This is a genomic window from uncultured Duncaniella sp. (genome assembly GCF_910578445.1).
GTDB lineage: Bacteria > Bacteroidota > Bacteroidia > Bacteroidales > Muribaculaceae > Duncaniella.
On sequence record NZ_CAJTQC010000007.1, the window covers coordinates 70,600 to 84,584 of the forward strand.

A 13,985-nucleotide genomic window follows, 5' to 3' on the forward strand; every position below is an offset into this window, starting at 1 on the left:
CTTAAAATTGTTTTTTTCGGTTAAAGTTGTTGTCGATTGACAATGCAAAGGTATAATCTAATAACAAAATCGTTTTTCAGGATTATTTCAAATGCTTCAAATATTATCCCAACATGCTAATGGAGTGCATTTTTGCTATTACAATCCACCGTGCAGACCGATGAAAGCGTCTCAATGCCGTCGCGATGGCCGAATGTGTACAAAATTTGCTTATCGCGGGTTATAAAGAACATGTGAGGCACTTTCTCCTTTACTCCGTGTCCCTGCCAGTTGGTGATGAGAATTCCATCTCTTTCCGGGACATATTGCATGCCTGTAAGGAATTTAAACGGCCGGCTTTCCGGGAAATCATCATTGGTAAGCTGCCATACTATCTGTTTGCGCGGATTGAACTCGACTATACGTGCGTTTTTATCCGCATCCGCCACTGCCACAAGAGTATTTCCATTTGGAAGTCTAATCACCGAATGAGCTCCACCCGACACCGGCACTTCCCAGACATTCTTTCCGTCGGTGTCATATTCAACCACCTTTTTCCCTCCATAGTGAGCCACGAGATAGTGACCATTGTCAAGCCTGCGCGCATTCCTGATGAATGATTTACGCCTTTTATCGCCCTCGGGAAGAATGCAGACCTCACTGACAATCTCACCAGCAAGGCTTATTTCGAGCAGACGGCCACTCTCACACTCACCCACAAATGTGTTACCGTTGCGAAGACGCTGACAGGCGAAAATATGATTATCCCCACCATTGTAATAAAAAACAGTATCATTGGCGAGAGTTGTCTCAAGCACTGCATTACCGGCTGTAAAAAGGATATTACCGTTTTCAAGCGGCCATACATCATTGCTCAGCGGAGCTTCATGCTGCCACACTATATTATCATTATCGTAAAGCATCACACGCCCACCTGAATAGTCGGTACACACAAACATTGATGGCCATGACCGCTTTTCAGCTAATGATTTAAGCTCCGGATAACGGTTCTCGACAAGCCATGTGGCCCAAAGGAAAGACGATATGACCTCCTGACCGTTCTTTTTGCGCGGACGACTGACATATGTCTCATAATCTTTCTGGATTCCAAGCCCGTCGTTGGCATCATAAAGGTCAATAAGTCCGTCATCATGGCTTATTTTAGCTTTTGACAGCAATCCGCAGTAACCGTCAACGACACACTGTGAATAATCTGTCGCCTTAACTATGCCGAGATCAATAGCGCGCTGTATAGCATAAACATACATCGCGCTGCCCGAGGTCTCGTGCCAGTTGCCGGGTTCGCCACCCTTATCTACGACCTGATACCACAAGCCTGTTTTCTTATCCTGAGTATTTTTCAGTCCGGCCATAAGACGGCGCGTGATGTCCAGAAGCGTTTTATAGCCGCTGTGCTGTTTAGGAAATATCTCCAAAGCTTCGACCAATATCAGAGCATACCAGCCGAGTCCCTCGCTCCACACTTCCGGCGCAAAGCCTGTTGCCGGATCGGCCCAGCGGGCATCTTTATCCTCATCCCAGCCATGAAGCAGCAGTCCGGAATCTCCTTTATGAAGATGGTCATACATGCCCTTGAGCTGCTTTACCGCTTCATCGAAGCAATAATCGGTATCGGCTATGTATTTTCCATAGTTAATCAGAAACATCTGTCCCATGAACACACCGTCGACCCAAATCTGTCCGACCGTTCCGCGTCCGTGCCAGAAAATTCCGTCGGATGTGCGCGGATAGTCATCATAGCTGCGACGGATCACTTCAGCCGCTTTTCGGAATTTCTCTTTACCGGTCTGCCGATAGGCCCAGACTATAACCGTACCGGCCATCATATCGTCCATGCTACGTCCACGGAAATAAAGAGGAGTGCCGTCATCGGCAACCACACTTTCGGCCCAGCTCATAATATAGTCATAATACTGACGGTCGCCTGTCGTAGTCCACAGTTTCCCAAGGCCGGTAAGGAAATAGCCCTGTGGATAACACCATGGTTTGAATGGTATTGTCAACGCCGACGGATAGCGGGTCATGACCGTCCTGGCAATCCCTTCAGACCATTTCCGAGGAGCAGCCCCCGGCAATTCAGCCCGAATACCGACAAAAGACATTGCAAGAAGAGTAAAAATCACTATTTTTTTAATCATCTGAGACATTGTTTATTATATGTATAATTAAAAACTCCACGAAGATAGCCAATATCATCGTGGAGAGTTTTAAATAATGTCTCAATTGTTTAAATTATCGATTCACAGCCAGTCGAATACACTTCACTACCTACAACCGGAAAAATTACACGGCCCGTCACTCGACCATGACCTCGGTATCGACCGAGACACGTTCTTTGGCGAGATATTCAGAAGGAGAGCAACCATAGGCTGCCTTGAAACACTGTGTGAAATATGCATGGCTGTTGAATCCGACATATGTAGAGATTTCTGAAACGGTATAGTCCGACTCGCGCAGCAATCTCGTCGCCACCTCAAGGCGTTTGTTTCTGATAAGCTCTATGGGCGAGAGATCTGTGATAGCCTTAAGTTTTCGATAGAGATTGGTGCGACTAAGCCCGACTTCGCGACAAATCATGTCGATGTTTAAATCGGGGTTGGCAATATTTTTCTCGATTACCTCAAAGAATTTCTGTGTGAACTTGTCTTCAGCCGAAACAATCTTTATGCCCATTGATTCGAGTGAGAATTTCTTGCCGTAGAGCTTCTTGAGCTTCTCACGTGAGGAAAGGATGTTTCTTATACGGTAAATCAGCACATCCATACTGAACGGTTTGACAATATAATCGTCAGCACCCGACGAGAAACCTTCCTTTATATGCATGACCATGCAACGTGCCGTCATGAGTATGACAGGAATGTGCTCAGTGCGTAAATCCTCTTTTATCTGCTCACAAAGTTCAAGTCCGTTTTTACGTGGCATCATGATGTCGCTGACAATTATGTCGGGATATTTCTCGACAGCCAATTCAAAGGCAGTCTCCCCGTTGTCAGCCTCAATCACATCAAAATACGGAGTCAGACAATCGCGGACATAAGTCCTCACTTCGTCCGTATCCTCGACAAGCAGAACCGTGTAGCGACGGTCAAGCTTTATTGCCTCCGGCTTTTCGGACGGTATCACATCGACCACAACACGTTCGGCCGCATCGCTGTCCATCTCCTCGTCAGTGTACGTTCCCCGGTCAATCGGAAGAATGACATGGAACACCGCTCCTCCTCCGGGATTATTCTCGGCCCAGATGATTCCATGGTGGAGTTCGACAATCAATCGTGTCAGGCTCAAACCGATTCCTGTACCTGCGGCCTCTTTTGACTGTCCGGCCTCGACCTGATAAAAGGCATCGAAAATCTTCACCAGATCTTCCGGAGGAATGCCTCGACCGGTATCACACACCGAGAGATGTACGAAATCATGCCCCTCCGCCATCAATTGTCTCAATCCGAAACCCTCAGGAACTTTCAGACCTTCAGTCGCCCGGCTCAACGACATGACTATGCGGTCACCGGGACTGGTGAACTTGAACGCATTCGAAAGCAGGTTGAAAATCACTTTATCACATACGGATTTGTCAAACCATGCAGGCAGACGCTCTTCGTCGCTGCTGTATTCAAAATTTATCTCTTTTCCAACCGCAAGATGATTGAAGGCACAATACATCTCCTGCATGAACGAACACATATCATCCTTCGACACCTTGAGCTTCATCTTTCCTGATTGAGTCTTTCGCAAATCCATGAGCTGATTGACAAGGATGAGCATGCGCTGCGAATTGTTGTAGATGAGACTCAGTTTGTTTTTTACCCCATGATTGAAATCAGTGCGGTGCAAGAGTTCTTCAAGCGGAGAGAGAATGAGGGTAAGAGGCGTGCGCAACTCGTGGGAGAAGTTGGTAAACATCTGAAGTTTAGTCCTGTGGAATTCCTCAGAGCGTTCCTGCTCCAGACGCTGATAGTGAACACGCTGCTCAAGAGCCTTCTTCTTTACTATATAATAGCCGATGAGAAAACATGTGCCAAAAAACAGCACCGCATAGAAAAGGTAGGCATACCATGTAGCCCATACTGGTGGATGAACCACTATCCTAATCGAACGGGCATCCTCGTTCCATACGCCGTCGTTGTTGGCGGCTTTGACATCAAAGACATATTCGCCCGGCTTCAGATTCGTGTAGTATGCCGAGCGGCGGTTGCCGACATTGTGCCACTCATCGTCGTGTCCACGTAGCCTGATGGCATAGGTGTTCTGGTCGGGATTGACAAAATTAAGGGCGGCATAACTTATAGTAATGTTATTCTGATTATAGGCGAGTTCAACAGTCTCTGTGTTATCAAGCTCGACAGTGAGTATTTCTCCTTCCGAGGGAACAATCTTATCGTTATTTACCTCCAGCTCGGTAAACACGACCGGCGGACGATAAGTATTCATTAACAGATTGCTTGGACTGAATGTGACAAAGCCCTTGCTCACACTGAAACAGATGTCGCCGTTACGCATCAGACGGCCGCAATGTGGAGTAAACGCCTGAGCACCGATATCGTTGCCGACAATATAGTTCTGCACTGAACCATCGGCCGGATTATATCGCATGATACAATCTGTGGCACTAAGCCAGATGAGGCCATTACGGTCCTCGACAGCCACACAAATGTCATCGTCACGGAGGCCGGAAGCAGTGTTGACGGTCTTGACAATTCCCTTTGCCTCGTCATACAGACTAAGCCCACCGCCAAAAGTGCTGACCCAGACGCGACCTTTCGAGTCACGGAGAATAGAGGTGACGTAGTTCGACGGCAGATGCTCACTGCCATCGCCATAAATACTGTATATGACGCATTTGCGAGATTTCTCATCATATTTGTATAAGCCATGATTACGCGAACCGATAAGCATCACACCCGGACGGAGTTCGAACAAACACCGAGAACTACCCGGACGCCATAGAGTGTCGGCAACCTCAAAACGGTCCTTCATCGTCCCGTCAGGGCTGATTTTAACAAGACTCATCGATGGTTTCGACGTCGCGACCCACATACATCCGTCGGACGCACGGATAAGCGAATAGACCGATGCTGCGTTGGGCAGACGGTATTTCAGAGAAAATTGGCGACGCTTGCGGTCAAAAGCAAAGACAGTGCCCTGCGAAGTTCCACACCATATAGTGTCAGATTCCTGCAAGACAGACTTCACAATGTTGTGACTGTAGGAAGGGACATTCCGGGTGTCGTAGAGATAATTTGCCGATCGTCCGTCGGTCATGTCATATTCCATAAGTCCCCCACCCTCTGTCGCCACATAGACAGGGCCGGAACCACCATCGGCCATCGGACCGTAAATGCCAGAAATCACACCGCGGCTGTCAGTCGGTTCATGAAGGGTGAAACGGTTGTTGTAGCGGCTGAAATAGTCCGCGCCACCGGAATATGTGCCAACCCACACACCTCCGCTACGGTCAATACAAAGCGAATATATCGAAAAATGGCTGAGAGTGCCACGGCCTTTATCGGCGCGTGAATGGAGAGTCAGATTGCCTGAGGCAATGTCAATGACATACAGGCCATCGAATGTCCCGACGAAAATCTGCCGGTCATTACGTGCAAAACACCTTATTGTATTAGTCGAAAGAGACGAATTGGAGCTATCATACCGCCTTACATCGCCCGTTGCCATATCTATCCTTACTATTCCGCTCTCAGCAATCGCCACCCACAGAGAATTGCTTTTGTCGTCAATCAGAATGTCGGACACCTTATTGTCAGGCAGAATATTGTCCGTTGAATAATTTATATACTTCTTGAAAGATGAATCGCAGATGTAGACACCCTTTTGCTGCGTACCGACAACAAAACGTCCGTCAGATGTCTCTCTGACCACAGTGACAGCCACGTTATCAAGTTCGCCATTGAGTTTGAGAGGCTGCCCGGTCTCTGACTGAGGGACAAAAAGCCAAAGGCCTTTAGCTGTACCGAGCCATACACGTTCCTGCGAATCAATGAATATATCGTCGATATGTGTATCAAGCCATGGATATTCGGGCGCGCCATACGAAATGATTTCGTCCTTATCCATATCAAGGCGACTTAATCCCTGCGACGTGCCAATCCACAGATTACCGTGACGGTCCTCGGCTATTGCGGTAATCTGACGGTTGACCAGTCCGGCCTTTCCGTCGCCGACAGCCGCTTTATAGACTTTCATGCCGGCTCCGTCATATTTGTTCAGTCCGTTACGTGTACCGAACCACATATAACCTTTGGAATCCTGAAATATATTCATGACCGACATCTGCGACAGTCCGGAACTCAAATCAAGGTTAGTAAAACCACTTGATTCCGCTATTTCCGAATTCGCAGAAACCGCGCTCCCAAACCACAGGATAAGAGCGCATGATAAACATAACAATCTTTTGAAACACGAGTTCATGTGTGACATCTATTTTTCATGGTTAATCCTAAACACAAAGTTAAAAGATTTTTCACAAAGTTACAACGACACGGAATCAGCATTTATAATTATCGTGCTTTTTTATTTAAACATCGTTCCAAATCCACACATAAGCACGCCGTGCGATTTTCGCTATATCATTATAAATAAACACATTGAGTCAAACAGTCATTTACCTCCTAACTTACCACCCGGTGGAATAGAAGATTATTTTTACTAAATTTGCATGTATCAAACCATGATTCATATAATCATATCAAATCATGATTCGCAAATATATAATTCACGCACTTGCATTAATCGGCACTATCCCGACAGCATCTGCAATTGATACAAAAAGTATCGTTATCAGCAATCCACTAAGTTTTGACCGTCAGAATGAAATAGTGGAAATTCCGCTTGACAGCCTTTCCATTTCAGCCGGACAGAAATTTCTCATCACCGATTCTGACAATAAGGAAATCGGCTATCAGATCACACATGACCGTAAAGTCATTTTCCCCGCAAGCGTTGCGGCATCTTCATCCACAATATATACGGCCAAGGCCGGACAGCCGACCATCAGCGCAGACACAATCAGCTGCGGAGCGCTCTACACTTACCGTCTTGACGACATAGCATGGGAAAACGATAAATCAGGCTATCGACTATATGGACCGGCCATCCAGCGCCGTGGCGACAAGCTCTACGGCTACGACATTTTCACCAAGCGGGCGACTACAGCTCCGGTTCTCCGCGAACGTTACGAACTTGAATGCAATCAGGAAATCAGGGCTGAAATCAGGCGTCTGCGCGAAGCCGGAGAAAAAGAAAAAGCCGACAGCATCTACCGTATCATCTCTTACCACATCGACAGTGGCACAGGTATGGATGTCTATACTGTCGGGCCTACACTCGGAGCAGGATGTGCCGCACTCCTGCGCAATAATCTTTCGCTTGCTTACCCATACTGCTACACCGATTTTGAAATCCTTGACAACGGCCCATACCGTTTCACTGTCCGTCTGAAATTCGACCCTGTAGAAGTTGACGGAGATTCCGTTGCCGAAACGCGCCTGCTTTCACTTGACGCTGGCAGCTATTTCAACCGATGCGAAATCAGTTACGATGGACTGACGCGCACTCGTCCCGTCGCGTCGGGCATCGTCGTTCATCGTCAGAATCCTGATGGCTATCATCTCAATCCCGATCACGGTTTCGTTGCCTACGCAGACTCTACCGACCATGCTGACCGTGGAAACGGAGTAATATATATAGGTGTGATTGCGCCTGAAGCCCCATGTGCCACCATTATGCAACCGATGGAGCAACAGGGCGATGCTATCGGACATGTCCTTACGGCAACACCCTGTAAGCCACAGTCGCCCTATGTCTATTGGTGGGGCTCGGGATGGAGCAAAGCCGGAATTGACAGTTTCAATGAATGGGTAAACATAGCCACCCGTTCATCAGAAACACTGCGCAACCCGCTAAAATACCGCGTAGTCCACTAAAAACGAATCTGCAATCAAGTCTTTAATTTAATATACCTAAAGTGCGCCACAAAAGTTGGATTTAACTTTCATGGCGCACTGCTCTTTTTTATCAGAACCGTTCAATTATAACAGTCCTAATCTTATTTGAATCTCATTCGACATCGAGTTTATCATATTCCTCATCACTCACAGGCTCAAGCCAGATGTTTTCAGTTTTTTCACCGGGCACGCTGAACGCCAGATGTGCAAACCATGAGTCTTTGGCTGCACCATGCCAGTGCTTCACATTTGCCGGAATGTGAATTACCGTGCCGGGGAGTATTTCGACAGCCGGTTTACCTTCTTCCTGATACCAACCTCGCCCGGCTACACCGACAAGCATCTGACCTCCTCCATTGGCAGCCTTGTGAATGTGCCAGTTATTGCGACATCCCGGCTCAAACGTAACATTTGCAAACGGTATCTGAACGTCGGAAATCTGAGCGAGATAGCTGTTGCCTGTGAAATACTTGGCGTATCCGGTGTTAGGCTCTCCAATCGGGAATATCATTTCACGCTGAAAAGCAGCTTTCGCACTTTCTCCGGCAATGTCATCGTTCCACACGTTTTTCGCAAGATTAAATGCACCCCAAGCTTTTGGCCAGCCTGCATAAAAAGCTATATGAGTGATGATTTCGGATATTTCGATGCGTGTTATACCATTCTTTTTCGCCTCCTGAAGATGATAGGTCAACGAGCTGTCTGTGATTCCCTGCGAGATAAGCGATGTGACGGTCACAAGACTGCGGTCGCGAAGAGAAAGAAGGTCATTCCGACTCCATACCTCTCCGAAAAGAACATCATCGTTCAGACGGGCAAATTCCGGGGCAAAATTCCCAAGTTGTTTGCGGCCTGCCGTTTGTGTGACCTTAGTTCCTCGAATTGAAGGCTCGTCTATTTTTTGCTGTGCCATAATAAAATTTGATGTCATTGCTGATATAACCAGCAGAATTATTGTTATTCCTTTCATTTTTACAACTATGTACTTCTCTACAGCTGAAGACAATGCAATTAACTGTTATGATTCACCTTGAATTGAATCATAATGCAAAATTAATATGAATAAGCCACGTTGACGATACCAAAATTTCCGACAAACATACCATAATTATAGATAGACTTATGACAAATGTAAAAGCAGGTCTATCCGGATTTTACCCGAATAGACCTGCTCCAATTTTTAGTATGATTTTGTCACAAAGATAAAATCCGAGCTATCTTATCCTGTAAATAAGTCAGTCAAATAATACTCATTGCTTTGACAACACAGCCTCTGCATATCGGCGGCCTAATTCGCGATAACCTTCCGCAGTGAAATGGAGTCCGTCTGGAGCTCCTTTACAGCCTTTTGACGATACAACACGACTGTTCGGAATCACATCGGGCAAAGTATTGACAATCGCATTCATAGAGGAGCATTTTCCGCCTTCCTCTTCCGAAAGCATTTCGCCTGCGACCAATACCATTTTATCCTTGTCAAGTCCGAGATCAGCAATAAGTCTCTCATAGATTTTTCTTACCTTCAAAGGCCATTCCCTGTCATTGGTATTTGATTCACCCTGATGGATAAGCACTCCTTTTATGACTCCTGCCCTTTGAGCCTCACGGGCCATTGCAACAAGCCGTTTATAAGGGTTGTTGTCATATGCTTTCACTGTATTTTTCAGCCAGTCAGGCTGCGACGCGATATGTGACGCACACGAATCTGTATCAAACAGTTCAATCCTGCATCCACCTACAGCTACATTGACCACACCTATTTTTATTTTCTTCGGGAGCGCCTTTGCCATCTCGCGACCGAAATAATCGACCGGCGTAAGCCCTGTGGTGCTTCTGGCAAGCGGCGGCAAAGCCTGACTCCATTGTCCTTTCAACCTTGACCTCTCCGGCATGTCGACTGCCGACATCATCAAAAATCTCGAATCGACACCGACCGTATCCTGAGGTTCATAAGGTGCAGCACCTTCCATGTTCGACTGACCAAAACAAAGATAGACATGAAAATCAGGGTCAGGACGGCCGGTAATCACGAATCCTCCGTTTTGCGGAATCAAAACCTTTACCTTACCATTTTTATCAGGTCGCACATCCTGTTTCGTGCCTGAAAGATTATCGTTATCGCTGTAGAGCGTCAACGGTATCCGACGCATACTCTCCGGGAGTTCAACGGTCAATTTCTGCTTCTCATCACCAGCATTCACGCCAACAATATACCATGTGTCACCATGTCTACGGCCCATGACAACATACTTTCCGGGGTAGCCATCGATGAAACGGGTCTCGTCCCATGTCACAGGCACATTCTTCATGAATTCAATCGCCCAGTCCGGCGCATCATCAAGATTGTTTGGCGCAAGCGCAAAATGTTGCACCGGACTCTGGAACAGGACTGCTGTGGCAAGTGCAAAGACATCGGATGTGACACGACGAGAGCCCTTTGCCTCATTGTTGGCATTGTAATACTTGTTGAGTGCGCTTCCGCCAAAGTCCATACTGCCGACCGTGTTGCGGATAAACGGATGCATACACGCATTGAAAGCTTCCGCATCGCAGCTGCCCTGCGAGAAATGAAGATTCTCGCTGGCAAGTACAGCCTCGCTTGCGGCATAGTTTGGATACATGCGTTCCCATCCGCGAGGAAGCGTACAACCATGGAACACCACAAGCAGCCCATAGTCATTGGCATCGGCAAGAATATCATGGTAGAGACGCATGGTCTCCTGTTTGTCACCCGCAAAGAAGTCCACCTTTATGCCCCGGATGCCTATTTTCTGCATCCAAGCCATGTCCCTGCGGCGCTTCACGATGTCGTTCATCACTCCGCGAGGTCCTTGAGGAGCGTCATTCCAGTGTCCGTTTGAATTATACCACAGATAAAGGTCAACGCCTTTCGACTTACCATAACGGGCAAGTTCTTCTATGCGGTCATAGCCAATCTGAGCATCCCAAAGAGCATCGACCAGCACAGTCTCATAGCCCATCGCTGCCGAGAAATCGATGTAGCGTTTCTGCTCATCAAAATTACAGCTTGGATCCATCTTGATAATCCAGCTCCATGTACCACGGCTATACTCATATTTTTTCGAAGGTTCATAGAGAGGCCTTACAACATCAAACGGAATAGTCGTTTCGACTATCGCTCCAAGGTCATTCCCTACGGTGACAGTGCGCCACGGAGTCAGACCCGGAAGGGCGACTGACGCAGATGTAGAGCCCCAGCCATTCATTTCGCCCTGCTGTGGATAGGCCACAGAATAATGTCCGTCGGAATTCCACGCAAGGTGTGACCCACAGTAGTCACCAGCAATGCCGGTTTCAGATACGAGCGTCCATCCGTTGTCGCCGTTGCGGAACAGGCAGGGGAAAGTGTAGCCCTCTCCCCACCCATTCTTGCCGACTGTATCGTCAACTGTATAAGGTGTCTCATAGCTCGGCGACGTGCGAGCAAAACCGCCCATCGGACCGCTCTGCGGACAGAGGAAAGTCGTAGTGCCATCAGGCATCCTGAAACCGGTTGCCTCTGACTCGATGATTGCACAAAGAGTCTCACCCTGCGGATGAAGACGGTAGCGGAACGCCACATTGTTGTCACTTACCTCAAAAATCACATCGAATATCCGCTTGTCGTCCCGGGAGAACATGAATTCCTGCCTGTTTGCCCTGTAATCAACATGGCTTTTCTTGATGTTGGGCAAGGAATATGAATCGACAATACTATTGATTCCTGTTACGGAACTCAAAGACAAATTTTCGGTGTAATCTCCGAGATTGGTTCTTAGACCAAGCGGAGAGGACAAAATGAAGGGCTTGCCGTCAAATGTAACGGAATAGGCCGGATGACCGCCATTGTCATTAACTTCGACAACCGTTTTTCCATCAGGACTTGCTATCGAATACTCAGCTGCAATTGACATGACCGGAGTCATCATCAGCAGCGAGCATATAATCAGATTATGTTTCATTGTATTTTTTCAATTTTCACTGTTTTACAACCATCTTCTTTCCATCTACTATATAAATTCCTCCCGGCAGACCTTCTACAGCATCATTGATACAGACTTTTGCCCGAAGTCTCACCCCTTGCAGATTGTAGACATCGACCAAGCGCTCCATAGGAGAAACCACAATTTCGTCAAGAGCGGACTCTCCGTCAGGATTGTCACTGAGATAGACTTTTGTTATTGTGAAGGGTGAGTTGCCAAGCGACCAGAATCCAACGATAAAAATATGCGACGGATCGAGTATGCGTCCATTTTCAGATTTCAGATTCGCAAGATCAAAAACAGCCTTAGTGCCACTACCGAAATCTGAAAACGCAGGATCACTCCAGTAATTGTCCTGATCAAACAGTCTAAAAGACACAGCCGCCTGATTGCCACCTTCCATTTCCGCAATCAGATAGCGATATGACGACAGGTCAATCCCTGAAGGATATTTCCATCCGGCAAAACCATATTTGCCGGTCTTGATTGCATGGGTATCTTCGTCAAAAGTCCCCTGTTCCCATATCGACGGATTAAGATAGCCATTTATAAACGGGAAAAATGTGGAATTGAACTTCACTGTTATTGACTCGGTCTTTCCCTCTGTGGTATAGGCGATTTCAGAAGTCGTCAAACCGGGAGAATGAGCTGTAAACATGCCGTCAGACCATGAAACGACCGAAGAATCCTCGACTGTCACATCAAATTCTCCATGACGGTTCATCTGGTATCCATTGCCGGAATCAGAAATAAGCGACATGAATATTGAACTTCCGGGCATGATGACATACTCATCTCCGACCTGTCTGACCGACAGCTCAGGATGGAAATCATGAATCGTATCCGTATCTCCGGCATAATCTTTATACCAATGATACACGGGCCACAGACATGCTTCAGGATCATTAAACACCGTATTACGTTCGCCCGGCTCATCCTTAAATGCGGCAAGCAATTCACAGCCTGTGAATATGAGCCAGCTCACATTGCCTGTATTGTCGGCAAGAAGTTTAAAATTTGCGCCGAAGCCTTCGCCAAACATTTTGCCGGTGATACTCTTTCCCCACGAAGCATCATACTTCGAAGGGGCCCAGTCCATCTCTGTCACCATCACCGGAGCAAAATCAGCCACAGGTTTTATCTGAGATGACCATCCGGCAGCAAACGCACTGAAACCGCCTCCATAGCTTCCGCCCAACTCATGGCTCGGTTCAATGGCATCGCTGCCATACCATCCGGGATAGACATGGACAGCATAGCCGATATTGTCGCCTACAATCGGATATTTTGCAAATCCGGCATATTGCGACTGATAGCCTGTGCCGGGAATCCAGAGGATGTTGTCGCATCCATTGCCACGCATCAGATCGACAATCTCCTGAAAATAGGTCGTCAGGTTTTTATTGCATCCGTCAGTGTTAGCTCCGAACTGTCCGTCAGTCCCCTTAATATGAACCGGTTCGTTGGCCAGCTCGAACATGACATAGGGATTGTTCTTGAGTTTGGGCTGAGTGGAGACATAACCCCACACGCGTTTGAGATATTTGTGGTAGGCATCTCCGATTTCGATGTTCTCAGGACACACGCCCGGCGGACGCATAACCACGTAGAGCCCCTTTGATATCGCATATTCAGCCATCGGGATAAACACCTGTGAGAGATAAGTGCGGAATCGGTTGAAATCGAAAGCCGAAATATCGTTTTCACCGGTAGTGCTCACTCCCGGAGTATTTGACCAATAGGGGTCCATGTGCAGACGGATAAAGTTCATTTTCCATCCGGCATCGAGCATCTCGTCGATTTTTTTCTTGTTGTAGTTGAGACAGCCGTTGACATCATAGTTGGTCCACTTAGTTCCGCGCTCGTTGAACCACGGGCTGTAGGTCTGGGCAAAACCGTGGAGATTCACGATGTTGCCTTTATCGTCCTTGAGGTAACGCCCGTCGACATGCAGAGCCGGCATATCCATCCCCGGCCAGGCCATAGCTGACATTCCACAGGCCAGTGCCACTGTGGCGAAAAATTTACGTAGTGTAATCATACC

General features: G+C 47.4%; 6 protein-coding genes and 1 pseudogene. 1 reads left to right on the plus strand and 6 read right to left on the minus strand.

Annotation, left to right across the window (positions count from 1 at the left end; translation table 11 throughout):
- Positions 1-116: 116 nt before the first annotated feature.
- Positions 117-2,138: a glycoside hydrolase family 88 protein gene (locus tag QZ311_RS04940; RefSeq protein ID WP_297064800.1), complete on the minus strand. Its 2,022-nt coding sequence runs from the start codon at positions 2,136-2,138 to the stop codon at positions 117-119.
- Between the two features lie 157 nt (positions 2,139-2,295).
- Complete coding sequence (locus QZ311_RS04945) at positions 2,296-6,402, minus strand: two-component regulator propeller domain-containing protein (RefSeq protein WP_297064803.1); 4,107 nt, start codon at positions 6,400-6,402, stop codon at positions 2,296-2,298.
- Between the two features lie 305 nt (positions 6,403-6,707).
- Here QZ311_RS04945 and QZ311_RS04950 point away from each other — a divergent pair, with 305 nt between their 5' ends.
- A complete protein-coding gene (locus QZ311_RS04950) occupies positions 6,708-7,937 on the plus strand; it encodes a DUF4861 domain-containing protein (protein WP_297064806.1) in 1,230 nt (409 codons plus the stop codon).
- A gap of 133 nt (positions 7,938-8,070) precedes the next feature.
- Here QZ311_RS04950 and QZ311_RS04955 read toward each other — a convergent pair whose 3' ends face one another.
- The 4 genes and pseudogenes from QZ311_RS04955 to QZ311_RS04970 form a co-directional block, all read right to left on the minus strand.
- On the minus strand, positions 8,071-8,928 hold the full coding sequence (locus tag QZ311_RS04955) for a carboxymuconolactone decarboxylase family protein (RefSeq protein WP_297064812.1): 858 nt from the start codon (positions 8,926-8,928) through the stop codon (positions 8,071-8,073).
- Positions 8,929-9,208: 280 nt separating this feature from the next.
- Positions 9,209-9,988, minus strand: coding sequence for a sialate O-acetylesterase (locus QZ311_RS04960; RefSeq protein WP_297064867.1), 780 nt, complete (start codon positions 9,986-9,988; stop codon positions 9,209-9,211).
- Positions 9,980-11,920: pseudogene (locus QZ311_RS04965) on the minus strand (glycoside hydrolase family 97 catalytic domain-containing protein); the annotation flags it as partial. The gene QZ311_RS04960 and the pseudogene QZ311_RS04965, both read right to left, overlap by 9 nt.
- A gap of 16 nt (positions 11,921-11,936) precedes the next feature.
- Entirely contained in the window at positions 11,937-13,982 is a 2,046-nt protein-coding gene (locus QZ311_RS04970; protein ID WP_297064815.1) for a cellulase family glycosylhydrolase, read from the minus strand.
- Between the last annotated feature and the right edge of the window lie 3 nt (positions 13,983-13,985).